Source organism: Heyndrickxia sp. MSNUG (genome assembly GCF_049532715.1).
Classification (GTDB): domain Bacteria; phylum Bacillota; class Bacilli; order Bacillales; family Cytobacillaceae; genus Mesobacillus.
In genome coordinates, this window is sequence record NZ_CP150978.1 from 852,353 (window position 1) to 877,911 (window position 25,559).

Sequence of the window (25,559 nt, forward strand, 5' to 3'; positions counted from 1 at the left end):
CCCTTCCGTTTTAGTAATTGGCCTATGCTCGGTTCATATGACCGATGATGAAGTCGTATTCGGTTATTGCATACTCAAAAACTCAACTGGTGTGAATCGATGTTACGTCCATCGATTAAAGACCAGCGTGCCTTGAGACAACAGCGCGAATCTTCCTCCATTTGCATAGCCAATGACATATTCCGAAGTCGCCGTAAAGTTCTCCACCTTAACCAGTCCCTTCTTTGTTTTGTATTGGCCTTGCACTATTTATATACCCGGGTGAAATGACTGAAAACTTAATAAACTCAATTAAAAAATGGTTTTTATACCTATTTATGGTAAAAAGTAAAAAGCAGCCCGGAAACGAGCTGCCTGAGTCATGCCTATTTATTAATCCCTGCTTGATAATACACCAAAGAAGCGAAGGATGTATAGGAAGAGATTGATGAAGTCCAGGTACAGGTTTAGAGCCATTAAAGGCACCTCTTCTGGGCTTACACCATAATGCTTCATCCTGTTGATATCAAATAATACATAACCGCTGAATACAAGAATTCCAATAAAAGAATATGCCAGCATTCCTGTCGAGCTAAGCGGCCAGAAAATATTGAAGAGGCTGATTGCGATTAAAGCTAGTAGAGCTGCCATCAGCATTCCGCCAAGGAAGCTAAGGTCGCGCTTTGTTTTTGAAGCGTACAAAGCAAGTCCGCCAAATACCACTGTCGTTGTTCCTAGCGCGTTGATGACTACATTTGCGCCAGAGGTAGCCACATAATGGGCGATGACTGGATACATCGTCATCCCGGAAATAAAGGTGAACGCGTATAAGAACGTATACGATACGGCTTTCTTTCTACGCAAGAAGAATATGCTGATCAGCATCACGACCTCGATAATAACAAGTGGGATGAATAGCGCCGGCGGTACAAACACACCAGCCATCGTGCCAATAAAAGCAATTGCCAGTGAAATCGCAAACGTGCGCATCACCGATGGCATTAATTTTTTTCTGAATAAGCGTACATTCAATGTCACCTCATAAAGTTTGTTTGATAATATATACGGTGACAGGCTCAGGAAGTTTCATTTATTCGTTTATTTTCTTTTAATAAATCGCGAATCTCGATCAAAAGCTCTTCCTTTAAGTCAGGTTTTAGCTCGACCTTTTGTTCCTCTTTCTTCTTTTTAAAACGTGTTATCAGCTTGATAAATAGAAAAATAGCAAAGGCAGTAATGAAAAAGTTTACGACAGATTGTAAAAATGCGCCGTATTTAATTACTTTGTATGATAGCTTCGAAAAGTCCTCGCCGAATGTTACCAATCCGACAATCGGCATAATGATATCATTCACCAGTGAAGAAACAATCTTGCCAAAAGCACCCCCGATAATGACCCCGACAGCCAGATCAAGAACATTGCCCTTCAAAGCAAACTTTTTAAAATCTTCCCACATGAAAAAGCAGACCCCCTAAATAAAAATATGTCACCACCTTATATTTTGCGAGAAACACCATCAAAAATCAATACCGTCAGGCTGATGGAAGGGAAGGAGAGAGAATAGAGAAAAGCTCTTCAACGCATCACCGCGCCGGGGGTCTGACCCCCGGCGCGGTGATGCTTTAAAGCAGTGGGGGTCTGACCCCCACCGCTTTAAAGTGTTACTGTATGAGGCGCATTTTCAGGGCTTTGACGGCTGCTTCGGTTCGGTTTTTGGCGTCTAGTTTTTGGATGATGGCTGAGATGTAGTCGCGGACGGTGTAGCTGCTGAGGTGGAGGGTGTCGGCTGCTTCGTTGATGGATGCTCCTTCGGCGATCAGCTTCAGTACTTCACGCTCACGCAATGTCAGGACGGCACGCTGCACGCCGAATAACTGGACCGCGTCTTCATAGTATTTGTTCAGCAGTTCACCGCCATATTGGCCGAACTTGATTAACGCCGTCAGCGTCTGGTTATTGACGGTAAACGCTGTGTTTTCGCCGCGGTCGAGCAGTGCCAGGCCAATCAGCTTATTTTCGGCAGGTACATAGATTGGCAGGACGACCAGCGACTTTAAACTATATTCTCGCACATATTTATCCGGCAATATCTCGGCCGCTTCTTCTATGAAAATAGGTTTAGAATGGCTGAAATGCTTCAAGTATTTTGTAAGCAGCGGAAACTCGGCTATGCTTTCCTTGATCTGCTGGACGGAGCCGGTAAAGATATTATGGCCATGGACACCGACGCCGCTATGTTCACCCGGCGAATAAATGAATAAAGCACAGCGCGAAAAAGGGAGGTAATCAACCAGTCCCTGGGTAATCATCTTTACTGCGTCTGTGGCGCTCTGAGACTGAAGCAGCCTCTGCTGGAACAGCAAGGTTGAATCCTTCCATTCAAGCTCATTTTCTAGGTGATTGAGTTTCATCTGCTTTAAGTACATCTTCCGCAGCGTTTCGATCTGCTCCGTTGTAATCGTTTCGGCCTGCTCCTTCACACTTATGACCAGTGTCTCCGTTAAAACAGGAATCGTAAGGACCTGACAATCTTCCATTCCTGGCGTCAGCAGACGCGACAAGGCCATGGAAAGATCGCCTGGACCATCAGCCTGCAACCCCTCGCACATCCCTATCAACTGTTCGTTGACCGCAAGCTCATCTGAACAAATAACTTTGCTGACCTTATATTGAGATTTTTCAGCGCTGATGATTGCCAGCCAATTGCTAGGAAACGTCCGCAAATGGAGGATCGTATGAAGCCATTTATCATCCTGGTATTCTAGCTGCTGAGTCCTCAAAACCTTATCGATTATTCTCATAAAAAAGATCTGAATCGCCTGGTGGTCAAGGAAACTAGTATCTTCTTTTTGTTTCAGGACCTTATGAAAAAGATTTTCAACAGCGCTGATTAAAAAGATCGCATCGAAATCATCGACAAATTCGGGATATTTTTTCTGCCATTTATGGACAAGTGCCAGGATGAATTCATTTGAGGATTGAAAAGAAGTACTGGATAAATTCTTAAAGCCAAAAGTAATCATTCCCTCAAATTCCAGGATGAGATCATTTTGCCATGCCTTTAAATCCTTTTTAAAGTTAGCCCACTCTTTAAGAAAGGGTTTCTCGTTTTCTTTTAAAAGTAATAACCCTTTCATAGCCAAATCTTCTATTTTATGTTCCATGGGAGGGTCCTCACTCTCTTAATCCAGGTAAAAGAATATTCGTTTCATAATGCAGATTTTTGTACGTTGATGTTTATATACCCGACAAATGACGGGGTTAACAAATTAGTTACGATATTTTCCGCGGTTATCGTTTTTATTTTTAGGGGATAAGGTATAGGAAATTGAATTAATTTTGAATTTTAAAAATATTTTAACGGAGGTGGCTTCCTTGAATGAAGCTGTCGTAATGGAAAGCAAGATTAATAAGAAAGTTTTTTGGACTTCACTTGCATCTGGAGTCCTGCTCCTTGGGCTGCTGCTTGTTTCTTTTGGCCTGTCAGGAGTAGCGTATGCAGTGCCGATTGCCGGTGTTGGCGATTTTTATGTTGAATTCGATAAGCTGCAGGGAGAAGGATACAAATTTTACCCGAAGATGGGCGAGACGAGCAGCTCTGATTCGGCACCGCAGGGAACAAATTTAATTGAAACCCTTACAATTGATAACCTGAAATTATACAAGGATTTTAAAGTAGGCAGTGATTGGATCCGCGTGAAAATCCAGGCGTCAAAGCCAGTGCAGATATCCGGTCTGCAGCATGATGCAGGTTTGATCGAGGCAAACGCAAAATTCCAGAACCTTGCACTGAAGGAAAATCACAGCGACGACTGGACAAAACAATTCGAACAGACTTCAAGTACCATCATTCTGGAAAATGCGAAGCTAAAAACACACTACTTATTTCAAGAAACAATCAATATGGCAGGGATGAAATTAACCGTCGAGAAAATCGATAAAAAATAATCGGGGTGACGAACGATGGTTTTTAAAAAGTGGAGGCATACTAGGCCTTTTATGGGAGCAATCTTAACCGTCCTAAGCGGGCTGATGATTTTATGGGTGCCGCTGAATCTATATTTGAGTACATTCCTGCCAGGATCCGTTGCAGTTATCGGGCTCCTGTTCGGAGGATTAATTACGCTGATGGGACTGATGTCTTTCTTTTTGCCTAGCGCCTCTAAAGCCTTGGGCATCATTGTCATATTCCTGTCGATTTTATCCGTAATCGGTGCCCTTGGCGGCTTCCTGTTCGGAACGATTTTCGGAATCATCGGCGGTTCGCTGTTAACAGCCTGGCGGGTTGTGCCGGCAACTCAGGTTAAAGCACCGGAAACAGACATAACTGAACAGGCAGTCAAAACAGGGTAAAGGAGAGACAAAATGAAGTTTTCCTGGCTGGTAAAAAATAAACTGATTTTATTTATCTTAATCATTCAGCTTGCCGCCCTGTCATTTTTTCCTTTTATCCAAAAAGCCGGTGCCTCCACCTATGATGCTGGTGGATTTATCATCCAGGCTGACAGAGTGGTCGGAGAAAATATGAAGGCCATGATTATAATGGGGGAGAAAGCAGGATCGGAAGCCGAACCGATGCTGCGGATCACCTATGATTCTGTTCAAATTTATGGAATGAAACTGACGAAACAGCTCCAAACAGCTGGCGGGACTGTCAGTATCACGATGAAAGCGAGCGGACCTGTTCACATTAACGGGATGCAGGTAGATACAAGTGCGATTTCATTTAAGGGTGCTTGTGTGCATGCAGCAAAATTGATGCCAAGCGCGGCGCTTGAAGATGTGACGATGGTCGCCCATTCCATGAATGCTGATAGCAGCAGCCTTGACCAACTTCAGCTGCAAACGATCAACGGGGATGGCGGAGTCCAGAAGCCTGGTAATTTGAAAATATTACAAGATTTGAGTTCCATGCCTTTTGAGCAGATGAAGAAAGAAATCGGGAAGATTACATCTGGTCAATTGCCGTTGACCTGTGATGGAGATTTATTAAAAGACGGAAAAGTTGCGGACGGAATTGGTGGTATAACGGATCCAGTACTTGACGGTGTGACCGACCCTATAAGTGAAGTGACCGATCCATTGGAGGATACGGTCGGGAAAATAACCGATCCTTTAAAAGATACTGTTGGAAAAATAACCGATCCTTTAAAGGATACTGTTGGTAAAGTGACCGATCCACTTAAGGATACAGTGGGCAAAGTGACCACTCCGGTCAAGGACACAGTCGGAAAGGTAGTAGATGGAGTAGTCAGCCCAGTAATAGGGGAAGCAGATAAGGTGACCGCACCTGTCAAAGAAACGGTCAAAACAACTGCTGAAACGGCAAAAGCAGTTACCCAGCCTGCCGTAGAACCAGTAAAGAAAACGGTGGATCAAACCGCTAAAACGGCCTGTGAAAAATTATCCGAAGCTAATGGACAACTGACGAAGGAGCTAAGCCTTGAATTGATTGACCAGGCTTTAAAAGAAAACAAAGCACTTAAGGAACTGTGCCCAGAAGACGCAGCGTTGACAAAGCAGCTGGAAAACTGGACCGAAGGCATGCTTGAATCACTCGGACTGCTATCGCTCTTGGGGGTAAAGCCAAGCGAAGAGGACCAGTTGAAAAAGATGAGAGAGGCCATCTTAAAAGAACCTGATGGGACTGTTATTTCATTTGATTAGGTCAAACACTTGTAGGTAATGCAAATAACAAAAATATATCTAAACAATGTTTGCGATAAAACAAGCCAATCTCGTGCTAATAAGGTGTAGCGCTCCGTTTCCAACTGGAAAAAATAATTGATAATTTCCAGTTGGCGGGATTTCGACAAATACTCGCGGAATGAAGTGGTTTTTTCGCGGAATGATCCCCTCTTTTCGCGGAATCCTGGAAACTTGAAGCAAAGCTATATCATAATAAACCGTATGAGCTAACAAAAATCTAAAAGAATTAAAGTTTGAAAAGTATGCAAAAGGCGCTATTAATAAAGGATGTTGATTAATGCTCTTTTGATTTTAGTGGAAGGCGATACGCCTGAAACAAAAATAAACAGCCTTGTTTAATAGTGCCAAACAAAAAAATAGAACGCAGAGGATCGAGGTCCTCTGCGTTCAATTTTTGTATAAAGACAAAAAGCAGCCTTAGTATTTAATTGCGAATGATCGATAGGTTTCGGTCTTTTCAGTTTCGTTTACTTCAATATGGTCTACGGTTGAGAACGGATTGCCTCTGCGTACTTCATCGATGAAACGTTCGAGGTTATCATTTTCACCGGAAGCGAGGATTTCCACGCCGCCCTCCTGCAGATTTTTAACCCAGCCTGTAATGCCAAATTGAATAGCTTTCATTTGTGTATAATACCGGTACCCCACACCCTGAACATCTCCTGACACAATGATTTGTAATTGAATCAAGACGCCGCCCCCAGATAAACGATTAGGTTAACAATATATCTAATATTTTTTTCACTCTTAGATAAGTTCATTATATCACAATGGGTGGTACCGTATAGAAAAAAAACAGCTGTATCCAGGTTTTATGGATACAGCTGTTTTGTAAAAATGATTAGAATGCCCAATCTCCGTTGCGAAACACTGCTTCAGCATTTCCATCGGCAGAGATGCCGTCGATATCCATTTTGTCGGAACCGATCATGAAGTCAACGTGAGTAATACTCTCGTTTAAGCCATTCTCTGCCAACTCTTCAGAAGACATCTTCTTGCCGCCTTCGATGCAGAAAGCATAGGCGCTGCCAATCGCAAAGTGGTTGGATGCATTTTCGTCAAAAAGAGTATTGAAGAATAGCACGTTTGATTGAGAGATAGGTGAGTTGAAAGGAACTAGTGCCACTTCACCAAGGTAATGCGAACCTTCATCTGTCGCCACTAGGTGCTTAAGGATTTCTTCGCCTTCCTCAGCTTCCACGCCAACGATTTTACCGTTTTCAAACGTCAGCTTGAAGCGGTCGATGATGTTGCCGCCGTAGCTAAGCGGCTTCGTGCTTGATACATAGCCGTTTACGCCAGTTTTTAACGGAACAGAGAAAACCTCTTCAGTTGGCATGTTTGCCATGAACTCATTGCCATGCTCGTTCACGCTGCCAGCACCAACCCAGATATGCTTCTCAGGCAGCTCAACAGTCAGGTCTGTGCCTGGAGCTTTATAATGCAGCTTTTTGTAGCGCTTGCTGTTCAGGTAATCAACTTTTTCGTGTAAGGATGCATCGTGGCCTTTCCATGCAGCAACAGGATCTTCCGTATTCACACGGACAGCTTTAAAGATCGCATCCCAAAGCTTTTGAACACGTGTTTCAGCCGGTTCCTCAGGGAAGACCATCTTTGCCCAGCCTTCTGAAGGAGCAGCAATGACTGTCCAGCTTACTTTATCGGACTGTATGTATTTACGATACTTGGAAAGTGCTGTACCGGCAGCTTTCTGGAAGTTGCCAATTCTCTCAGACTTCACACCTTTTAGGAGGTCTGGACTGGAAGAAACGATCGACATGAAGGCTGCGCCATTTTCAGCTAGTTCTTCCATTTCGCGTGCACGCCATTCTGGATACTCGTTGAAAGCCTGATCAGGTGCAAGCTCATATTTTGTTCTGGAAACGACATCATCATTCCAATTGACAACTACATTTTTAGCGCCCGCTTCGTATGCCTTTTTAACAACAACGCGCACAAACTCAGCTGAATCAAGAGTAGTATTGATCACAAGCGTCTGGTCCTTCTGGATGTTCACGCCAACCTTGACAGCAAGGTCCGCATATTTTTCTAAATTAGTATAAAAATCACTCATCTATTTCGCCCCTTTTCAGAATCTTCTTTTATATTGTAACGATTTTATAGGAAAAAAGAAACTTAAGACATTCGACTAGAACAGACAAGCTCACGTACTGTAAAAACGATCACGTTGTCATTGCATAGCTTCATGGTCTGCCAAACTGGAATCTAGCAGTCTGTTGAGTTAAAATGATACGGTATATAAAAGGGATTCAGGAGGATTTTTTACATGAAATACGATGTTGTCTTATTGAGATTATCAGCCATTTACGCATTGATTGGGGCATTCTTGGGATCCCATATGGCGGGGGCAGGGGACTATGCAATCCGTCCAGTCCACGCACATATATTGGTAGTCGGCTGGTTGAGCCTTTTCGCCTTTTCAAGCTATTACCGAGCTTACGAGGTGCCAAAAACTTCAAAGCTAGCAATCTTCCATGTTTGGACAGCCATCATTGGCAGTATCGGATTGACTGTCGGCATGTGGCTCTATAATGTAAAACCATTCCCGCTGCCGGAAACATTCACGATGGTGTTCTACATTGTCGGCGGATCTACACTCTTGCTGAGCTTTTTATTGTTTGTCTTCATGACATTCAAGTATAGTGATGCTAAAACGAAATAATAAAATTAAAACCATGCAGATGTTGAAATCCGCATGGTTTTTTTGTTCTTCGCAAGATATTATAAGGCTCAAGCTCCCAAAAAAGCACAGGACCAAAATCCTGCGCTCTCACTAAACCACTTTTTCAGAAGCTCTTTTATTTTCATACATCCTAAACATCACCCAATATAAGCCTGCACTAAAGAGTGCCAAAATACTCAGGATGATAAAAGTCCAGCCGTAGCCAATCCAGACTGTCAGCGGTATGCTGATTGGCGCGATCGTCCTGCCAATCGTGTACCGTAATGAGGCGGCTGCAAAGTATTGTCCCCGCATATGCTCAGGGGCGAGATTCGAAATGAAGGTTTGCTGCAGGCCTGCAGTCATCAATTCAGCTAATGTGAAAACGGCCATCGCCGCTATTAAACCCCAAATCCAGCTGGTAGCCCCAAACATTAGAATGGCCGCGGCGTAAACAATCGAAGACAGAACAAATACATTCCGTTCGCGAAAGCTTATCATCCATTTTGTTACGAAAACCGTGAAGAGGGCAACAAAAAGACCATTTTCAGAAAGGATCAGCCCGAAAGCCTGCTCTCCATTCACAGTGAAGACCTTGCTTCCGAGCTCGAACACCGTCTGACTATTGACAGTATCCTTTGTATAAACTGGGAACAACAGATCAAGCTGCATAAAGGTTTGCGCGGCCAAAATACCCGCTACGATAAACATCAGGAAAATTCTATCCTGGACAATGACCTTGTAATCGGCAAGCTGATTTTTCAGGAAGTCGTACCATTTTCCATCAGCGGCCTTTTCTTTTTGAGCGGATGCCGGTACTGTTTCTCTCGTCCACTTGGCGAGAACAAGAGCGAGCAGGATGGAAATAATTCCGACGGCCACCATTAATTCGAATCGGTATTTTACATAAAAAATAGCCCCGAGAATCGGGCCGACAACTACGGCGATATTAATGGATGTGTAAAAAATGGCGAAAACGCTGCTTCGGTCTTTCTCTGGGACCACATCTGCGACCATCGCCTGGCTTGCCGGCCAGTAAATGGATCCGAATACCCCGACAAGCGCAAAACAGATGAAGCCAAGCATCGGCGAGGTGTACCAGGGGGAAACGGCATAGGCAAAAACCAGGAAGGCGATGCCCTGGACGAATGCGGAAATGACCATCATCCGTTTGCGTCCAAACCTGTCAGCCGTGTAACCTCCAAGCAAATTCGCGAAAACCGAGAAAACCTGTGAAAAAATCAGCAGGAAGCCAGCCTTACCTTTTCCAAAGCTTTCGGCAAAATAAATCGTCAAAAACGGGAAAAACATCCAAAAAGTTATATTCATCAAAGCTTCGCCAAACAGGCGAACCTTTAAATTTTGATCCCAATCTCTCAATCTCATGATGTTTCTCCTTTTACCATCTAAATAAGTCCATCGATAATCATACTATTTAAGAGGAAGGATTTTCAAGCAACAACCGTATTAAAAAAAGCGGCACGAGGCCGCTTTTTCATTGATTAGGAAATTGCAAATTTTATCAGGTGTGGATAATTTAAGCAGGATTTGCTTAATCCAGCTCCAGCGCCTAGCCCCTCGAGTCGCTTGTCCAGTGTCGCCTCCTAGAAACTCCGAAACTTCAACTCCGCCGGCAGAAGCAAAAAACGCTTCTTTGTCGGAGTCTCCAGTTTCTGCGTTTCTGGGCAGTCGGCTATACATTTCGATTTCGGTCCGCCCAATGAAGTCAAAGACCAACTTCACTGGTCGGCCCTTCGACGGACAGGACGTCCTAGTGCCGACGTTGCCGCAGGACGCGGCGTTTTTAGTCGACCAGCGCTTGTCGGGGCTGAACAAGGCGCTTGCGCTTTTTGTTATTCTAATGCAAGATTATTCTTTATCCTCCAGCGCTGCCTTGAGAAGGTCGCCGAGGCTCGTTCCAAAATTGGATTCCGCGGGGCTGTATTTCTCCTTCAGCTTCCGTTCCTCGCGCTTCGAAACGCCTTTTTTCTTGTCTTCCGCCTTTTCAACGACATTACAGCGGCGGCATTGGAAGTAGGCGCCTGCCTTGCCATTATGGATTTCCATCCGTTTGTGGCATTGAGGGCAGCGGCGCTGTGACAGCTTCGGATCCTTGTGTTTGCGGAAGCTGCACTCAGGACTTGAACATACGAGGATTCTACCTTCTTTTGTTTTTCGTTCCTTCATGAACTCGCCGCATTCAGGACACTTCGAGCCTGTGAGGTTATGGGCGCGATAAGACTTGTCGCTCGTTTTGATTTCTGTTACAAGACGGGCTGTCTGTTCACGGATCCGCTGCTTGAATGCCTTAGGGTCCCCTTTGCCGCGGGCGATTTCCTCGAGCTCTTTTTCCCATTTTGCCGTGAGCTCAGGTGAAGTTAGTTCGTCGTTTACAAGGTCGATCAGCTGCTTGCCTTTTTTTGTAGGGTACAATCGGCCATTTTGACGTTCAACGACTTCAGATGAGATGATCCTCTCGATAATTTCAGCCCGTGTAGCAGGAGTTCCAAGTCCGAACTTCTCCATTTTTGCAAGAATATCTGATTCAGAAAGGCGAAGCGGGGGCTCAGTCATCTTTTTATTCATAGTTATCTGGCCAACTGAGTAGCTTTTTCCCTTTTCGAGATGGCCAAGGCTTTGTCTAGCTGCATTGTCATCATCGTCTTTACCAAGAACTTTTTTATAGCCAAGATCAAGGATATTCGTTTCGCGCGCGGATAACGCTTCATTCTCGACATCGAAACTGGCATGGATCGTCTCATATTGATATGCCGGGTAAAATAAAGCCAGGAAGCGGCGGACGATTAAATCGTACAGCTTTCTTTCATCTGGCGACAAATCAGCAAGGTGAAGCCGCTCCTCGGTCGGAATGATCGCGTGGTGATCGGTTACTTTTTCATTGTTGAACACACGCCTTGCCAGTACTTTTCCTTTTTGTGCAAGTGCAGGTTTCGCCTCATCTTTATAACCTGACATGATTCCCTGTAGGCGGTCAGCCATCGTTGCTTCCATGTCAGTCGTTAAATAGCGTGAATCTGTCCTTGGGTAGGTGACGAGCTTGTGCTGTTCATATAATCCCTGCAGGACATTGGAAGTTTTTTTCGCTGAGAACCCAAAGCGTTTATTGGCGTCACGCTGCAATTCAGTCAGGTCATATGGCAATGGCTGCGGTTCTGTTTTTTGCTTGCGGTCGATGGACTTCAAGACAGCTTTTTTATTCGTAAGCTTGTTGTGGATTTGCTCAGCTTTCTCCTGTGAAAAAATCCTCTTTTCACCGTTATGCTCCCATTCCGCAGTGAGGGAGCCGACCTTCGCCTGGATTGTCCAGTAATCCTTTGGCACGAACTTATTGATTTCGTCCTCACGTTCAAGGACCATAGCCAGAGTAGGGGTTTGAACACGTCCTGCTGATAGTGGATCCTTGTATTTCGTTGTCAGTGCGCGGGAGACGTTCAAGCCGATGAGCCAATCCGCTTCTGCACGGCAGACAGCCGATTCGTACAGATCCTCAAATTGCTTGCCTGGCTTCAAGTTTTTAAAACCATCCTTGATGGCACGGTCGGTCTGGGAAGAAATCCACAGTCGCTTGATCGGCTTGCGCCAATTGATGCGCTGAAGAATCCATCTGGCCACAAGCTCACCTTCACGCCCCGCATCCGTGGCGATGATGAACTCACCAACATCCTTACGGTCAGCAAGCATTTCAATCGCCTTGAATTGGTAGCTTGTCTGCTTAATGACCTTGAGTCCCATTTTATCCGGGATAATCGGCAGCTCCTCAAGCTTCCAAACCTTATACTTAGGGTCATAATTCTCAGGCATCTTCAATTCAATCAAGTGCCCCAGCGCCCACGTCACAATATATTGATTACCTTCAAAATAGCTTTTATGCGTTTTATTGCAGCCAAGAACACGAGCCAGCTCACGCGCCACACTCGGCTTCTCCGCAAGTACTAATGATTTCATAAAATGCTCCTTTCAAAACAAAACAAGATTCCTTATGCTTAACTTAGTATAATAGAAAAAACGCACCAATGCATTAACGCACTGGGGGTCAGACCCCCAGTGCAATACCGCGTTAAAGTGTTGGGGGTCTGACCCCCGGCGCGGTGGTGTGTTAAAGTGTTTGGGGAGGGTTGTTGTTTGGCTGATTATATTAAGGAGATTCGAAGGCTGATTGGGACGAGGCCGTTTATTTTGGCGGGCTCTGCTGTGCTGGTTTTCAATCTGCGGTATGAGGTTTTGCTGCAGCTGCGTGCTGATACTGGCAGGTGGGGGATTCCTGGCGGAGCGATGGAGCCTGGAGAGAGCTTTCAGGAGACGGCCCGCCGTGAGCTGTATGAGGAGACAGGCCTTCGTTTAAAGAATCTGAAGTTCCTGGATGTACTGGCGGGAGAGGAATATTATTTCCAATATCCGAATGGAGATGAAATATACAACGCGATTGCACTGTATGCTTCTGATGATTGGGAAGGGACCCTGCAGATGCTTGATGGGGAGAGCAAAGACCTCTGTTTTTTCCCGTTGGACAAACTTCCGCCGCTTCAGGGGAGACCTGAGCTGATTCTGAACAAAATCCGTGACTACGCCATTCTCCCGGAAATTAAAGAAATCAGCTTGGCACAAATCATCGCCGCAGCCGAAGTGCTTGAACTTCAAAGAAAATCATACATAATCGAGGCGGAATTAATCGGCACCACTGAGATTCCGCCATTAACAGAAACGTTTGAACAGCTGCAGAATTGCGGGGAAACCTTCATAGGCTATTACATAGATAACAAGCTTGCAGGTGCCGTTTCGTATAAAAGGGAAGCTGGGACACTTGATATACACCGGGTTATGGTCCATCCTGATTTTTTTCGAAGGGGAATTGCTGCCAAACTCATCAAACATATTGAGGCGCATGAAAAAAACACTTCTAAAACCATCGTTTCAACTGGAGCTGCAAATTTGCCGGCTGTTAGGCTTTATGAAAAACTTGGCTTCCATCGGACAGAGGATGCCATTGTCGGCAACGGAATTGTGATTGCCAATTTTATAAAACGTAATGACATTAGTTAGAAAGCTATTCGTCAAATGAATCTGCAATGAAATTCAGCAAACATACAGTGGATAAAGTGAGATTGAATTAGATAGAAGGTGCCATAGTGAATAATGAAAATCAAATGATCTTTGCAGTAAAAGGTGTAATTATAAATGCGGGGAAGGTATTGATTCTCAAAAGGTCTGAGGATGAAGAAGTAGGTGGCGGTTCCTGGGAAAATGTTGGAGGCAAGATCGAGTTTGGCGAGGAACTGGAAGCAGCATTGATGCGGGAGGTAAAGGAAGAAACCGGCCTCGATATTATAGTAGAAAGAATTTTATATGCCACGACTTTTAAAACAAATCCAAAAAGACAAATTGTCCTTCTTACATACCTATGCACTACTGATGGAACCGAAATCAGTTTATCAACGGAGCATATGGATTATTTATGGGCATCGGAAGATCAATTGAAAGTCAAGCTGCCACAAGAGATCCTAAGAGATTTCGAACGAAATGATGTATTCTCTGTATTTAAAATGTGATCAAAAGAGACCAGGCGAATGGCCTGGTCCATCCTGATTATTCTTTTACATATACAGCGGTACCAGTAGCGATGCACATCATCATGCCTTCTCGAAGCGTTTCAAAATCAAGGTCGACAGCAACGACAGCATTAGCCCCCAATCTGCGCGCTTTGTCTTCCATTTCACGGATAGCGATTTCGCGTCCCTCAGCTAACTTATTTTCATAAGCGGAGCTCCTGCCGCCAATCACATCGGTGACACTTGCTAAAAAGTCACGGACCACGTTCGCCCCCATAATCGCTTCACCAGAAACAATTCCTAAATATCGTTCAATCTCTTTTCCTTGCAAAGTCGGTGTTGTAGTGACAATCATCTTTAACTCCTCCTTCTTAAATAGGCTCTTTTCGTCTATATGCATCCCTGCGAAAATAACCTTTGGTACCTACTTATACGATCCCCCTTTAAAAAAGTTTCAAATATAATCTGCAGCAAAAAAAGAACCCGGCGATAGGCGCCAGGTTCGGTTCTGCTTAAACTTCTTCTTCCTCTACGCGGTTTTTAAAGGCTTCCTGGACGACCAGGAATTCTTCATCTTCCTGTGCTTCTGTCGCAGCGCGCTTTGCTTTTTCAGCACCTGCAGGGAAATTGCCTGGATGGCTTTTATTCTTATGGTTGAAATCTTTACCTCTGCCCATCTTAAAACCTCCTTTCTTGTCCCAAGTAGTTTTTCCTGATGCAAGCTGAAATATAAAAAATCAGTTCTTGGACTGCAGCATATACATTGTATAGATAGATATTTTCTTGAAAGGAGGGTGGCTGCAATGGATAAAAAAATCTACGCCAACGATTTGTCTCCAAGCCAAAATGTTTTTTGTGCGACTCATGGTGACAATGCCCCGCTTTTTACTGCAGAAGCAGTGATTAACCGGACAATTACCCAGATAAATTTAGAGGAGTATAAAGGCAAGTGGGTCATTTTATTTTTTTACCCTAACGATTTTACACCTGTTTGACAGACAGAACTGGCGGCGGTCGCCGCTGTTTATCCACATATAAAGGCTATGAACGCTGAATTGGTTTCAATCAGTACTGACAGCGTCCATTCGCACAAGGTATTTCTAGAAACCTCTCCACCCTTGAAAAATGTTACCTTTCCCATGGCCAGTGACAGGACACATATGATCAGCAGAGCCTACAGGGTACTTGATGAAACAACAGGGGAATCTTTCAGAGCATCGGTGTTTATTGACCCTGAGCAAATAATCAGAGCGAAGCTTGTATATCCTCGTAAAATTGGCCGTAATCTGCCAGAGCATGTTCGGCTGTTGCAGGCACTGCTTTATGTAAAACAAACAGGGAAGGGCGTACCGGCGAACTGGATGCTTGGCCAGCAGGGCTTCAATACGGATCAATCGAACATCGGGAATGGATCAGGGCCACCAGTAAATCAGCGCAGATACGGTGACATTTATTAGACTAAAACGGCCTATTAGAAAATCTAATAGGCCTTAAGATTTGCTTATAATTCAGTCGTTCTTGGATTTAATTTCGCGGTTTTATTTTTACCTTTGAGCATCTGTGGTGCCGAAACATTCTCCTTCTGCAAATACCCAGCATAAGATTTGTTCCACTTTTTAATAGTCAGAATGGAGAGGATAAGTGTTACTGCCAGGATACCAACAATGGCCGGCCAGAATGAGTTCGAAACAAATCCACCTGCATAAGCAAGTCCGATCGGTGAGAAAATGACATAGATGATCGCCACAAGTGCCAGCAGTACGACAGATAACGGTAATGAGTATTTCCACGGAATCATGTTAACGACAGCCTCTGAACGAAACGTATATGGTGTCGTTCTTGGCTTCCAGTAGCCGATGGCAATCATGATCACAACTTCAGCCACGAACAGGATTGCATAGATGTGAATGAAGTGGATCGGCACGGTAAAATTGAATAATTGCTGTGTACCCCAGATCAGCATGTAATACGTGATGACGTGGAAGATGATCACCACTTTTGCAGCAAGAGCCGGGACTCGTTTTGTGAAAATACCTACGAGTAAAATGGCGATAATTGGAATGTTGAAGAAGCCGGTAAATCTTCTGATCAAATCCCATAGACCTTCAGGGGCATTCATCAGTAATGGAGCAATACATAGAGAAACCACTGCCAGCAAGGTTCCGGAAATTTTACTTACAGAGATCAATTTCTGATCATCTGCATCAGGATTGAATCGTGCTTTATAAATATCGAGCGCAAACATGGTAGCAGCGCTGTTTAAAAGAGAGTTGAATGAGCTCAAAACCGCACCAAGCAGGACTGCCAGGAAGAAGCCGGACATCCAGGTTGGCAATACATCGGAGATCAAAGCCGGATAGGCCAGATCAACCGATTTCAGGTTGCTGCCGTACATATGGAAGGCAATGACGCCTGGGATCATCATTGCTAAAGGCACCAATAATTTATAAAATCCAGAAATGATGACGCCTTTTTGGCCTTCAGCAAGGTTTTTGGCCCCTAATGTCCGCTGGATAACATATTGATTTGATGCCCAATAGAATAGGTTGGCAAAAATCATTCCTGTAAAAATCGTTCCAAAAGGGACGGAGTCTTTTTCTGTTCCAATTGAGTTCAATTTTTCAGGGTGGACAGTTGCAATTTCCTTCATTCCACTGAACATATTTCCATCACCTAGTGCAATCAAGCCAAGAATCGGAACTAGCAGCCCGATGATGATCAAGCCGATCCCGTTTAATGTATCCGAAATGGCAACAGCTTTTAGTCCGCCGAAAATGGCATAAATAGCCCCGATAATACCGATAATCCAGATGATGATCCAAACGGAAGCCTCATAGGAAATACCGAAAAGTTCCGGGAAATTGAACAGCTGCAAAACAGCAAGAGCACCAGAATAGAGCATGGATGGTGCAGTAACGAAGATGTAACCTAACATGAATAAAAGAACAGTATACTGTCTGACGCCTTCGTCAAATCGCTTGCTCAAAAATTCAGGGAGCGTTGTGAAATTGCCGCCTAGATATTTAGGCAGCAAGTAGATGGCCATAATAATAATGGAGAACGCTGCAGTAACCTCCCAGGCCATGTTTGACAAATTTGTCCGATATGCCTGTCCATTCAATCCGACAAGCTGTTCAGCTGAAAGGTTTGTGAGCAGGAGAGAGCCGGCGATAAAACCGCCAGACAAACCTCGGCCTGCCAGGAAATACCCCGCAGAGTCACTAACCTCGCCCTTCGTCTTCACATACGAATACCACGCGACCAGCCCCATGAAAAAAGTGGCTGAAATCAATGTAAAGCCAATACCCCCAAAGTTCATTAACAGACACCCCTTGTTATGTAATGATAATATATGTTGTTTAATATCCTGCTCGCTAACTTGCTAAACCTTTAACGCGGTAAAATGTGAAACTCTAAACTTTATAATTAGGAAAAAATGGGAGAAAATAATATAATAATAGTAATAAGGTGAAATTGAAGGACTGGAGTGGTTCTGATGGATTTTTCATTTATTGTTTCAGAGGACAGGATTAAGCGGGCCTATAAAGATGGGGAATTTGATAACCTTCCTGGTTATGGAAAACCGCTGAATCTTGAGGATTTATCTGCAGTGCCAGAGGAATTAAGGATGGCCTACCAGCTGCTGAAGAATAGCGGATTCTCTCCTGAGGGAAATAAATTAAGGCAAGAAGTCATGACAATTGAAGATTTGATCCGCAAATGTGAAAATCCAGAAGAAAAAGAGCAGCTCAGCCAGCAATTAGGCCAGAAGCTCCTTAAGTACAACAAACTCATGTCAAGCAGAGGCGGCACCACCAACTCATCCGTATTCAAAAACTACGAACCCAAAATCCAAAACAAACTACTTTAACAAATTAACGCGCCGGGGGTCAGACCCCCGGCGCGTTAACGTTTTAAAGCACTGGGGGTCTGACCCCCAGTACGGTGGTGCGGTGATGTGTTTAGGTGCCGAGTGTTTTGATTTTTTCGGCTGCTGTTGCTGTTTGGTTTACGTAGGCTGCGATGGTTTGGTTGTCGTCGTTTAGTGTTTCGATGGTTGCGTTCATTTCTTCGAGTCCTGCTGTTGATTGTTCAATGATGGCTGCCAGTTCCCTTGTTGATGCTTCGACGTCGCCTGTCTGGTGTTTCACGTCACTTACAGTTAATTCGAACTGATCAAATTGATTGGTAAGCTCGCGCAGTGTACTGCTGACTTCAAAGAAGAAGCCAGAGACTTCGTCTGCCGCGGTTCTGCTTTGTGCAAGCTTTTCACTGCTGTCATTCATTTTCTCAAGGGCAGCTGAGTTTGTTTCATTAACAGCAGCAAGATTTTCAGTGATATGCAAGGCTGTTTCCTTTGTCATTTCAGCCAGTTTGCGAATTTCGTTGGCCACAACGGAGAAGCCTTTACCAGCCTCGCCAGCGCGTGCTGCTTCAATTGAAGCATTCAATGCAAGCAGATTTGTTTGCTCGGTGATATTTCGAATGTTAACGATGAAGCCGTTTGTTTCCTCAATTTTTTGTGTCAGCATGGAGAACGTTTGGCTAAGTTCAGAAATCGATCCGGCAAGCTCTTTCATGTCTCCCTGCAGTTCCCCGATCTTAAGCGAGCCGTTTTCAGATGCCTTCGCAGCCTGTAACGTATTATCAGAAAGCAGCACGGACATCTCGGACATTTCATCCATCCGTTGTCTCGTCATTTCTGCATTTTCAGAGATTTGACTGATTTGTTCTGTCTGAACCTGGCTTCCAGCTGAAATTTCGTTTACCGCTATTTTCATTTCTGTTTGAGATGATAAATGGGTTTGAATCTGGCCGTTTATTTTACCAAGACTTTCTGACACAATGAGAAGCTCATTATGCAGCAATGAACTATGCTCCTCTTTACGGGCTTTTTCCTTTTCCGAATCCGCCAAGAACGTCTCAAGCGACTTGTACGTGTTCCGGTTCAAGCGAATCAAAACGAATAACACTGCACCAAGCAGTATGTAGCAAAGCAAGATTGCAGCAAAGTTAGTGCTTAAGAAATCAACATTTTCAGTTGCCATGAGGGTGTTCATGACAACTGCAGCTAATCCTAAAGTAAAACCTATTACAAAAATTCTTGTATCGAAGTGGATGGCTGCAAAGACTGCCAGGAACAGAAGGACTAACAAGAATGCACCATTGCCGCCAAATTGGCCGATGTATATAAAATGATGAAGATAAATAACGGCCAGTGCTGCGTATGGAAAAAAAGATTCTTTCTTAAACAAAACTTGTAAAATGATATAACTTAGGACAAAAAATAGTAATTCACTTCCATAAACCATCGTTTTAAAAAATGGTTCTTTTTCAATAATGGTATATGCTGTTGTCGCCAGCAAAGATACGGAATAGGTGCTGAGCATCAAGGTGTTCTTCTTTCTCGTATCCTGCCTGCGGAGATTTTCAATAGCCTCCACAATGAATCCTCCTCTGAAGATAAGTGTCTTTACATATGTTATATCGGAATAAAGTTTCTTATTATTAATCTCATAGTTTAAAAATATTTTTAACGATTCATTTTGATAAAAACCTCTCTTACCTCTTAAAATTTCCGAGATTGTGTCGAAATAAATAGAGATACTTGATTACAGTCAAAAAGTTCGACATAGAAATAGATGCAAAGCAGACAGGGGAGTCGTAAATGGATAAGTCATCAATCATTGGTGTCATTTTAGCAATCATTGCGGTAGGAGTTGGGATGGTCTTCAAAGGAGTAAGCCCAAGTGCACTCGTGAATCCAGCAGCCATCTTGATTATCATTGTGGGAACAGTAGCAGCTGTCACAATAGCATTTCCAGCAAATGAACTAAAAAAAGTGCCAAAGCTTTTCGGGATTTTATTTAAGGAAAAAGAAACAGTGGATCTCCCGGCTTTGATCCGATTATTCTCTGAGTGGGCCCAGCTAGCCAGAAAAGAAGGTTTGCTGGCGCTTGAAGCCAAGACAAGCGAAGTAGATGACGAGTTCTTGAAGAATGGCTTATCACTTGCAGTCGATGGTCAAAGTGCAGATTACATCAGAGATGTGTTGACTGAAGAAGTGGAAGCTATGGAAGAGCGCCATTTATCAGGTGCAGCCATTTTCACCCAGGCTGGCACATATGCTCCTACACTTGGAGTACTTGGCGCAGTTGTAGGTTTGATTGCAGCATTAAGCCATATGGATAATACGGACGAGTTAGGAAGGGCGATCAGTGCGGCGTTCGTAGCGACATTGCTCGGTATTTTTACCGGGTATGTACTGTGGCATCCATTCGCAAATAAATTGAAGCGCAAATCGAAGCAGGAAGCAAAAGTGAAATACATGATGGTTGAAGGAATTCTATCAATCCTTGAAGGCGAAGCGCCAAGAGTGATCGAACAGAAGCTTGCCTCTTATCTGCCGGCAGGCGACCGAAAACGAATCCTTGAAGAAAGCAGTGTGGCGAAGGATGAGTAGGAGAAAGAAGAAGGAGCATCATGAGGACCATATGGATGAATCTTGGCTGATTCCTTATGCCGACTTGCTCACACTCCTGCTGGCGCTGTTTATCGTTTTGTTTGCGATGAGTTCTGTTGATGCCGTGAAATTCCAAATGCTATCAAAAGCATTTAACGATGTGTTCTCAGGAGGAACGGGCGTATTTGAATTCCAAAGCCCAATGCCAGAAGGACAGATGGAATCGCCTGATGAACGAAAAGAAGATGTAGAGAAGAATGATCAGCAGGCTGAGGCAGAGAAGGATCAAATGGAACTGCTGGCCTTACAGCAGAAGGTCAATTCATATATAGAGGATAAGAAGCTGAACGATAAGCTTAACACCTCTTTAACAGATGAGGGCCTGCTGTTGACAATTAGGGATAATGTCCTGTTTGAATCGGGAAGGGCAGAGGTCCGGTCCACCGATCTGAACATCGCGAACGAAATCGCTGATTTGCTGATTATGGAGCCTCCGCGGAATATCATCATCAGCGGACACACAGATAATGTCCCAATCAAAAATGCGCGTTATGAATCGAACTGGGAACTGAGCGTCATGCGTGCGGTAGAATTCATGAAAATCATCTTGAAAAATGAAAAGCTTGATCCGCGCTGGTTCAGTGCAAAGGGATTTGGCGAATTCCAGCCAGTGGCTACGAATGAAACAGCAGAAGGAAAAGCAAGGAACCGAAGGGTAGAGATTCTAATCCTGCCTCGAACAAGCAATAATCCAGAGTAATAGGAAGGCCGTCATCATTAATGGATGACGGCTTTTCGTTTGAAAATTTTTATTTTTATGCTATTTTCATAATTTTGGATTTTTGCTATGATTTAGGAATCTAACTTAAGAGGTAAATAATATGAATAAAAAACTTAAAAGCTACTACCGGCAATTCCACCCGATTGTCTGGGTTCTGCTAAGCGGAACAGTGCTGGCGAGGGGTTCAGCATTCGCCACACTCCCTTTCCTGGCTATTTATTTATCAAGGAATCTGGATTTACACCCAGTGCTGATCGGTTTAACCATTGGAATCAGTCCATTGTCCGGAGTGATTGGGGGATTTTTAGGAGGGCATTTGTCTGATCGCTTCGGACGCAAGCCCGTCATGATTGGTTCACTCTTCTCGATGTCGCTTATCTATTTTGGTTTTATGGTTGCGGAAACTCCGGCATGGTTCATTATTCTAAATGCTATGAATGGACTCTCCGGTTCATTTTTTGAGCCGTCAGGGCAGGCCCTGATTGCAGATTTGACGGAAAAAAGCAAGAGAATGAGAGCCTTCTCATTACGCTATACAGCCATAAACATTGGTGCTTCCGTCGGACCGCTGCTAGGCGCTTATCTTGCCGTTGTTTCAGCAAAGTCAGCCTTCATGGTCACAGGAATCATGTACTTCATTTATCTATTGATCTTTGCGGGAATGATGAAAAAGTACAATGTCGGCAATCCAATCAGTAAAGGGGCAGCCAAGGTTACCATTGCCAGCTCCTTAAGGATTATTGGAAAAGATAAAGCCCTGCTATATTTAGTGCTGGGGAGCATCATTATCAACTTCGGATATTCGCAAATTGAATCCAATGTTCCTCAGTATTTGGAATCTTCACTTGCAAACGGGGTCTTCGTTTATTCAGTAATGCTGTCGATAAATGCTGTTATGGTCGTGATTCTGCAAATGCCACTCAGCCATTTCGCAGAACGCTTCAAAACGATGCAGGTCATGATGGCTGGAGCCGTCTTCCTGTCTGTTGGGATGCTGACATTTGGATTTGTTTCTGGCTGGTACACTGGCATTCTGGCTATTTTGTTCGTAACAATAGGAGAAATACTGATCTTTCCTTCGAGCAGCTATCTCGTTGATCAACTGGCCACAGATGAATTGAGAGGGACATATTTTGGGGCAGCCCAGTTCCGCAAGCTCGGCCATTTTATCGGACCGATTGTGGGCGGATTCTTATTGAAGGAGGCTGGCGGCATTGTATTATTTCCGGTCATTGCCGTTGCAGTGCTAGGAAGCATCTTATTCTTTGTACAGGGGAACAAGGTATTTGTGAAAACTTCCCCAGCTATTGTAAAAAATTAATGTGAAAAAGCAGGATTCACTGGAATCCTGCTTTTTTGGTTTCTAAAAAAGAAATTGCTATTCAAATTAAAATTAATAAATCATTCAGCTTCCTGCTCAACGGGATCAGGCTGGCACATCTTATCCACAGTGAATCCAATTACAAGCATCATCGCGATTGGAATGGAGAAGTTTAAAATATGAACAATCGTCATGTCCATGTCCTCCTAATGAATTGATAAGTGTTGCATAGTATTTACATTATATTCTTTTTGTCACAAAATAGACATAATTGAATGTAAAAATTCAGAAAATTATAAAATATAGTTATTTTCCTCTGTACTCTTCTCATTTTTACAGGCAACACACTGGATAACTTCAACATTTCCCCACAATAATTTCAAGTTTCTCTCACAATTATTTGCTAGTTGTAAAATGGACCGTTTTTGAGGGAGAGCAGCCATGAAGTCTTACAAGCCGGCGGTCAAATTGCCATGGTTTTTTGTCTTGTTTTTGCCTTGGGACATGCAAATGAATCGGCTCTTGTACCTTTAAGACTGCGGAGGGCAAGGAGCCGTTCGAAAAGGAACAATCCATGAGAAAATATACATTTATAAAGTTGTGTATATTCTGACAAAGGTTTAAGATTTATATATTGGCTAGTATTTGGAAATAGCGAGGTGCGCATCATGAATGAAAAAGAGGCGCTGATTTTAAAACTGATTAAAGAAGATCCTTTTATCTCCCAAAGCGATTTAGCTGTGAAAGCAGGCTTATCACGTGCAGAGGCTGCAGGCTATATTTCTTCCTTTATTAAACAAGGGAAAATACTTGGGCGGGCCTATATCCTTCCTGAGAAACGTCAGGTATTGTGCGTAGGCGGTGCGAATATCGACAGGAAAATCTGGTCGAAAAACCAGCTCGAACTTGGCACCTCAAATCCTGCAGAGAGTTCTAAATCATGCGGCGGCGTTGCAAGGAATATCGGTGAAAATCTTGGAAGGCTCGGAAGCGATGTCAGTGTGCTGACCGTCGTAGGCGATGATTTTGAAGGTCACTGGCTCATGGAATACACGAAGGCATTTGCTGATGTCAGTCCATCGCAATCGCTTCAGGGGCATTCTACTGGAGCCTACACGGCAGTGCTGGATCATGAAGGGGAAATGGCCGTTGCACTGGCAGAAATGACAATCTATGATTCTATCACTACAGAATTCATTGAGAGTAAATGGGGCTATTTTGCTTCCTCTGATTTCATTATCCTTGATACCAATTTTTCCGCAGATGTCCTCAAGGCAATCATTTTGCGGTGCCGGAAAGAAAACATACCGCTCTGCATAACACCCGTTTCTTCGCCAAAAGCGAAAAAACTGCCAGAGGATCTATCCGGTGTGACCTGGCTGATCGCCAACAAGGAGGAAGCAGAAGCCATTGCTGGAGTCGGCATTGAAAATGAAGGCGACTTCTTTAAAGCAGCTGAGATGATTATACATAAGGGTGTCGAGAAGGTTGTCATTAGCAGGGGAGACAAGGGGCTCGTTTATTTTACATCAAGAGGTGAAGCGGGTGTGCTTATTCCACCGAACATACCCGTCATTGATGTGACCGGAGCCGGGGATTCCCTGGTAGCAGGAATTATTTATGCCCACCTAAATGGGATCCAGACAGAGGATGCATGCAAGGTTGGCATGGCCTGCTCGATACTAACACTGCAGACAATTGAAACAGTGAACCCCATATTAAATAACAAGCAATTGCTCGATACGTACAAACAAAACTTTAAATAAGAGGGATATAGAATGCTAGAGAAGTGGCTTGAATTTTCACATGAAGTACTCGAAGCTAAGGAAAAGGGCAAGCCGATTGTTGCGCTCGAGTCTACCATTATCTCCCATGGGATGCCTTATCCACAGAATATCCACACTGCGAGAGAAGTCGAGGCAATCATCCGGGAAAATGGAGCAGTTCCAGCAACAATTGCCATCCTTAATGGAAAAATAAAGATTGGCCTGTCGAATGAAGAGCTGGAATATTTGGGACAGAGCAAGGATGTTGAAAAAGCGAGCAGGCGTGACATTCCATACTTATTATCCTGCAAGAAAAATGGAGCGACCACAGTTGCGGCGACGATGATCTGCGCGGAGCTTGCCGAAATTGAAGTATTTGTCACAGGAGGAATTGGCGGAGTGCATCGCGAGGCAGAAGTGACGATGGATATTTCCGCTGATCTTCAGGAACTGGCAAACACGAATGTAGCCGTTGTCTGTGCCGGAGCGAAATCAATTCTGGACATTGGTTTGACACTTGAATATCTGGAAACATACGGAGTTCCAGTCGTGGGATTTGGAACGGACACATTGCCTGCATTTTATTCGATGACGAGTCCATTCAATGTGAATTTTCGCCTGGATACGACCAATGAAGTTGCAGATATGATCCGGACAAAATGGGAGATGGGGCTGAATGGGGGCGTCGTGGTGGCGAACCCGATTCCCGAAGAATATGCTCTTGAGGAAAGCCTCATTAATCGTGTCATAGAAAAGGCACTGGCAGAAGCGAAGGAAAATCAAATCGGCGGCAAACAAGTTACTCCGTTCCTGCTGGGAAAAGTAAAAGAATTAACAGAAGGAAAGAGTCTTGCAGCGAATATTGCCCTAGTTAAAAATAATGCCAGGGTGGGGGCGCTGATCGCTGTCAGCCTTGCAAAATAGATTAAAAAAAGAATCAGCCATCAGCTGGTTCTTTTTTTGATGAATAAGAAAGTATAAAATCCACTTCGAGAAATGTCCAGCTCCAGCGCCTAGCCCCTCAAGTCGCTTGGGTCCTGCCAGTGAAGTCAAAGAACGACTTCATTGGCAGGACCTCCAGCGCTTGTCGGGGCTGACCAAGGCGCTTGCGCTTTTCTTATGTCGCTGTTTTTTAAATGGGTTTTTTATGATGGAAATCAACTGCGATGAATTTGAGGCAGAATGATGTTAGTACATTAAATAATAAAAATTGGTCTAAATCGATAGGCGCAGTTGTATTTTATTAGTAACAAAAAGATGGATGGGGGGTGACTGAGTAACCAAAAGTA

25 protein-coding genes and 1 pseudogene are annotated in these 25,559 nt (G+C 44.0%); 14 read left to right on the forward strand and 12 right to left on the reverse strand.

Features of this window, described 5'->3' with window-relative positions:
- Positions 1–372: 372 nt before the first annotated feature.
- The 3 genes from AABM38_RS04225 to AABM38_RS04235 all read right to left on the reverse strand — a co-directional run bounded on the left by AABM38_RS04225 (position 373) and on the right by AABM38_RS04235 (position 3,144).
- Positions 373–981 carry a Bax inhibitor-1/YccA family protein gene (locus AABM38_RS04225; protein WP_423410648.1) on the reverse strand — a complete coding sequence of 203 codons (609 nt, stop codon included), beginning with the start codon at positions 979–981 and terminating at the stop codon, positions 373–375.
- 74 nt (positions 982–1,055) lie between these two features.
- Positions 1,056–1,436: a large conductance mechanosensitive channel protein MscL gene (mscL, locus tag AABM38_RS04230; RefSeq protein WP_423409285.1), complete on the reverse strand. Its 381-nt coding sequence runs from the start codon at positions 1,434–1,436 to the stop codon at positions 1,056–1,058.
- A 205-nt stretch (positions 1,437–1,641) separates the two neighbouring features.
- A complete protein-coding gene (locus tag AABM38_RS04235) occupies positions 1,642–3,144 on the reverse strand; it encodes a LuxR C-terminal-related transcriptional regulator (protein WP_423409286.1) in 1,503 nt (500 codons plus the stop codon).
- Between the two features lie 211 nt (positions 3,145–3,355).
- Between AABM38_RS04235 and AABM38_RS04240 the strand changes: the two genes are divergently transcribed.
- From AABM38_RS04240 to AABM38_RS04250, 3 genes are read left to right on the forward strand one after another with little or no spacing between them, the layout of a single operon-like run.
- Positions 3,356–3,928 (forward strand): DUF6230 family protein, encoded by a 573-nt coding sequence (locus AABM38_RS04240; protein ID WP_335375292.1) that lies wholly within the window; start codon positions 3,356–3,358, stop codon positions 3,926–3,928.
- A gap of 15 nt (positions 3,929–3,943) precedes the next feature.
- Positions 3,944–4,333 (forward strand): DUF6114 domain-containing protein, encoded by a 390-nt coding sequence (locus AABM38_RS04245; RefSeq protein WP_423409287.1) that lies wholly within the window; start codon positions 3,944–3,946, stop codon positions 4,331–4,333.
- Positions 4,334–4,345: 12 nt separating this feature from the next.
- Positions 4,346–5,647, forward strand: coding sequence for a hypothetical protein (locus AABM38_RS04250; RefSeq protein WP_423409288.1), 1,302 nt, complete (start codon positions 4,346–4,348; stop codon positions 5,645–5,647).
- Between the two features lie 459 nt (positions 5,648–6,106).
- Here the strand turns inward: AABM38_RS04250 and AABM38_RS04255 are convergent, their stop codons facing one another.
- Positions 6,107–6,379, reverse strand: coding sequence for an acylphosphatase (locus tag AABM38_RS04255; RefSeq protein WP_335375289.1), 273 nt, complete (start codon positions 6,377–6,379; stop codon positions 6,107–6,109).
- Between the two features lie 151 nt (positions 6,380–6,530).
- Positions 6,531–7,763 carry an aminopeptidase gene (locus AABM38_RS04260; RefSeq protein ID WP_423409289.1) on the reverse strand — a complete coding sequence of 411 codons (1,233 nt, stop codon included), beginning with the start codon at positions 7,761–7,763 and terminating at the stop codon, positions 6,531–6,533.
- Positions 7,764–7,976: 213 nt separating this feature from the next.
- Between AABM38_RS04260 and AABM38_RS04265 the strand changes: the two genes are divergently transcribed.
- The gene (locus AABM38_RS04265; RefSeq protein WP_335375287.1) at positions 7,977–8,372 is read left to right on the forward strand and encodes a hypothetical protein; all 396 of its coding nucleotides are present in this window, start codon (positions 7,977–7,979) and stop codon (positions 8,370–8,372) included.
- Positions 8,373–8,483: 111 nt separating this feature from the next.
- On the opposite strand, the gene AABM38_RS04270 is transcribed toward AABM38_RS04265, so the two are convergent.
- The 3 genes from AABM38_RS04270 to AABM38_RS04280 form a co-directional block, all read right to left on the reverse strand.
- On the reverse strand, positions 8,484–9,758 hold the full coding sequence (locus AABM38_RS04270; RefSeq protein ID WP_423409290.1) for an MDR family MFS transporter: 1,275 nt from the start codon (positions 9,756–9,758) through the stop codon (positions 8,484–8,486).
- A gap of 81 nt (positions 9,759–9,839) precedes the next feature.
- Positions 9,840–10,115 carry a hypothetical protein gene (locus tag AABM38_RS04275; protein WP_423409291.1) on the reverse strand — a complete coding sequence of 92 codons (276 nt, stop codon included), beginning with the start codon at positions 10,113–10,115 and terminating at the stop codon, positions 9,840–9,842.
- A 126-nt stretch (positions 10,116–10,241) separates the two neighbouring features.
- On the reverse strand, positions 10,242–12,338 hold the full coding sequence (locus AABM38_RS04280) for a DNA topoisomerase III (RefSeq protein WP_423409292.1): 2,097 nt from the start codon (positions 12,336–12,338) through the stop codon (positions 10,242–10,244).
- 177 nt (positions 12,339–12,515) lie between these two features.
- Here AABM38_RS04280 and AABM38_RS04285 point away from each other — a divergent pair.
- From AABM38_RS04285 to AABM38_RS04295, 3 genes and pseudogenes are all read left to right on the forward strand, one after another.
- A pseudogene (locus AABM38_RS04285) lies at positions 12,516–12,947 on the forward strand (NUDIX hydrolase); the annotation flags it as partial.
- A 69-nt stretch (positions 12,948–13,016) separates the two neighbouring features.
- Positions 13,017–13,433: a GNAT family N-acetyltransferase gene (locus AABM38_RS04290; protein WP_423410649.1), complete on the forward strand. Its 417-nt coding sequence runs from the start codon at positions 13,017–13,019 to the stop codon at positions 13,431–13,433.
- An 86-nt stretch (positions 13,434–13,519) separates the two neighbouring features.
- Complete coding sequence (locus tag AABM38_RS04295) at positions 13,520–13,939, forward strand: NUDIX hydrolase (RefSeq protein WP_423409293.1); 420 nt, start codon at positions 13,520–13,522, stop codon at positions 13,937–13,939.
- Between the two features lie 37 nt (positions 13,940–13,976).
- On the opposite strand, the gene AABM38_RS04300 is transcribed toward AABM38_RS04295, so the two are convergent.
- Together AABM38_RS04300 and AABM38_RS04305 are read right to left on the reverse strand one after the other, a co-directional pair.
- Positions 13,977–14,294 (reverse strand): YbjQ family protein, encoded by a 318-nt coding sequence (locus AABM38_RS04300; protein WP_423409294.1) that lies wholly within the window; start codon positions 14,292–14,294, stop codon positions 13,977–13,979.
- A 157-nt stretch (positions 14,295–14,451) separates the two neighbouring features.
- Positions 14,452–14,616 carry a hypothetical protein gene (locus AABM38_RS04305; protein WP_423409295.1) on the reverse strand — a complete coding sequence of 55 codons (165 nt, stop codon included), beginning with the start codon at positions 14,614–14,616 and terminating at the stop codon, positions 14,452–14,454.
- A 126-nt stretch (positions 14,617–14,742) separates the two neighbouring features.
- Here AABM38_RS04305 and AABM38_RS04310 point away from each other — a divergent pair, with 126 nt between their 5' ends.
- Complete coding sequence (locus AABM38_RS04310; protein ID WP_423409296.1) at positions 14,743–15,396, forward strand: peroxiredoxin; 654 nt, start codon at positions 14,743–14,745, stop codon at positions 15,394–15,396.
- Positions 15,397–15,440: 44 nt separating this feature from the next.
- On the opposite strand, the gene AABM38_RS04315 is transcribed toward AABM38_RS04310, so the two are convergent.
- Positions 15,441–17,258 (reverse strand): solute:sodium symporter family transporter, encoded by a 1,818-nt coding sequence (locus tag AABM38_RS04315; RefSeq protein WP_423409297.1) that lies wholly within the window; start codon positions 17,256–17,258, stop codon positions 15,441–15,443.
- Positions 17,259–17,435: 177 nt separating this feature from the next.
- On the opposite strand from AABM38_RS04315, the gene AABM38_RS04320 reads away from it, so the two are divergent.
- A complete protein-coding gene (locus AABM38_RS04320) occupies positions 17,436–17,810 on the forward strand; it encodes a DUF1992 domain-containing protein (RefSeq protein ID WP_423409298.1) in 375 nt (124 codons plus the stop codon).
- Between the two features lie 91 nt (positions 17,811–17,901).
- Here the strand turns inward: AABM38_RS04320 and AABM38_RS04325 are convergent, their stop codons facing one another.
- Positions 17,902–19,383, reverse strand: a complete 1,482-nt coding sequence (locus AABM38_RS04325) for a methyl-accepting chemotaxis protein (protein ID WP_423409299.1) — start codon at positions 19,381–19,383, stop codon at positions 17,902–17,904.
- Between the two features lie 224 nt (positions 19,384–19,607).
- On the opposite strand from AABM38_RS04325, the gene motA reads away from it, so the two are divergent.
- The 5 genes from motA (at position 19,608) to AABM38_RS04350 (ending at position 25,194) form a co-directional block, all read left to right on the forward strand.
- On the forward strand, positions 19,608–20,402 hold the full coding sequence (gene motA / locus AABM38_RS04330; protein ID WP_423409300.1) for a flagellar motor stator protein MotA: 795 nt from the start codon (positions 19,608–19,610) through the stop codon (positions 20,400–20,402).
- Positions 20,395–21,162 carry a flagellar motor protein MotB gene (motB, locus tag AABM38_RS04335; RefSeq protein WP_423409301.1) on the forward strand — a complete coding sequence of 256 codons (768 nt, stop codon included), beginning with the start codon at positions 20,395–20,397 and terminating at the stop codon, positions 21,160–21,162. The genes motA and motB overlap by 8 nt, the downstream gene beginning before the upstream one ends.
- A 121-nt stretch (positions 21,163–21,283) precedes the next feature.
- A complete protein-coding gene (locus AABM38_RS04340; protein WP_423409302.1) occupies positions 21,284–22,504 on the forward strand; it encodes an MDR family MFS transporter in 1,221 nt (406 codons plus the stop codon).
- A gap of 668 nt (positions 22,505–23,172) precedes the next feature.
- Entirely contained in the window at positions 23,173–24,270 is a 1,098-nt protein-coding gene (locus AABM38_RS04345; RefSeq protein ID WP_423409303.1) for a carbohydrate kinase, read from the forward strand.
- A 12-nt stretch (positions 24,271–24,282) separates the two neighbouring features.
- Entirely contained in the window at positions 24,283–25,194 is a 912-nt protein-coding gene (locus AABM38_RS04350) for a pseudouridine-5'-phosphate glycosidase (RefSeq protein ID WP_423409304.1), read from the forward strand.
- Positions 25,195–25,559: the final 365 nt, after the last annotated feature.

Excerpts from the sequence above, each read along its gene's own strand:
- motA (WP_423409300.1), top strand. The coding sequence starts at position 19,608 with ATGGATAAGTCATCAATCATTGGTGTCATTTTAGCAATCATTGCGGTA.
- AABM38_RS04280 (WP_423409292.1), bottom strand. The coding sequence starts at position 12,338 with ATGAAATCATTAGTACTTGCGGAGAAGCCGAGTGTGGCGCGTGAGCTG.
- AABM38_RS04345 (WP_423409303.1), top strand. The coding sequence starts at position 23,173 with ATGAATGAAAAAGAGGCGCTGATTTTAAAACTGATTAAAGAAGATCCT.
- AABM38_RS04315 (WP_423409297.1), bottom strand. The coding sequence starts at position 17,258 with ATGAACTTTGGGGGTATTGGCTTTACATTGATTTCAGCCACTTTTTTC.
- mscL (WP_423409285.1), bottom strand. The coding sequence starts at position 1,436 with ATGTGGGAAGATTTTAAAAAGTTTGCTTTGAAGGGCAATGTTCTTGAT.
- AABM38_RS04235 (WP_423409286.1), bottom strand. The coding sequence starts at position 3,144 with ATGGAACATAAAATAGAAGATTTGGCTATGAAAGGGTTATTACTTTTA.
- AABM38_RS04340 (WP_423409302.1), top strand. The coding sequence starts at position 21,284 with ATGAATAAAAAACTTAAAAGCTACTACCGGCAATTCCACCCGATTGTC.
- AABM38_RS04350 (WP_423409304.1), top strand. The coding sequence starts at position 24,283 with ATGCTAGAGAAGTGGCTTGAATTTTCACATGAAGTACTCGAAGCTAAG.
- AABM38_RS04320 (WP_423409298.1), top strand. The coding sequence starts at position 17,436 with ATGGATTTTTCATTTATTGTTTCAGAGGACAGGATTAAGCGGGCCTAT.
- AABM38_RS04250 (WP_423409288.1), top strand. The coding sequence starts at position 4,346 with ATGAAGTTTTCCTGGCTGGTAAAAAATAAACTGATTTTATTTATCTTA.
- AABM38_RS04270 (WP_423409290.1), bottom strand. The coding sequence starts at position 9,758 with ATGAGATTGAGAGATTGGGATCAAAATTTAAAGGTTCGCCTGTTTGGC.
- motB (WP_423409301.1), top strand. The coding sequence starts at position 20,395 with ATGAGTAGGAGAAAGAAGAAGGAGCATCATGAGGACCATATGGATGAA.
- AABM38_RS04245 (WP_423409287.1), top strand. The coding sequence starts at position 3,944 with ATGGTTTTTAAAAAGTGGAGGCATACTAGGCCTTTTATGGGAGCAATC.
- AABM38_RS04265 (WP_335375287.1), top strand. The coding sequence starts at position 7,977 with ATGAAATACGATGTTGTCTTATTGAGATTATCAGCCATTTACGCATTG.
- AABM38_RS04225 (WP_423410648.1), bottom strand. The coding sequence starts at position 981 with ATGCCATCGGTGATGCGCACGTTTGCGATTTCACTGGCAATTGCTTTT.
- AABM38_RS04260 (WP_423409289.1), bottom strand. The coding sequence starts at position 7,763 with ATGAGTGATTTTTATACTAATTTAGAAAAATATGCGGACCTTGCTGTC.
- AABM38_RS04305 (WP_423409295.1), bottom strand. The coding sequence starts at position 14,616 with ATGGGCAGAGGTAAAGATTTCAACCATAAGAATAAAAGCCATCCAGGC.
- AABM38_RS04300 (WP_423409294.1), bottom strand. The coding sequence starts at position 14,294 with ATGATTGTCACTACAACACCGACTTTGCAAGGAAAAGAGATTGAACGA.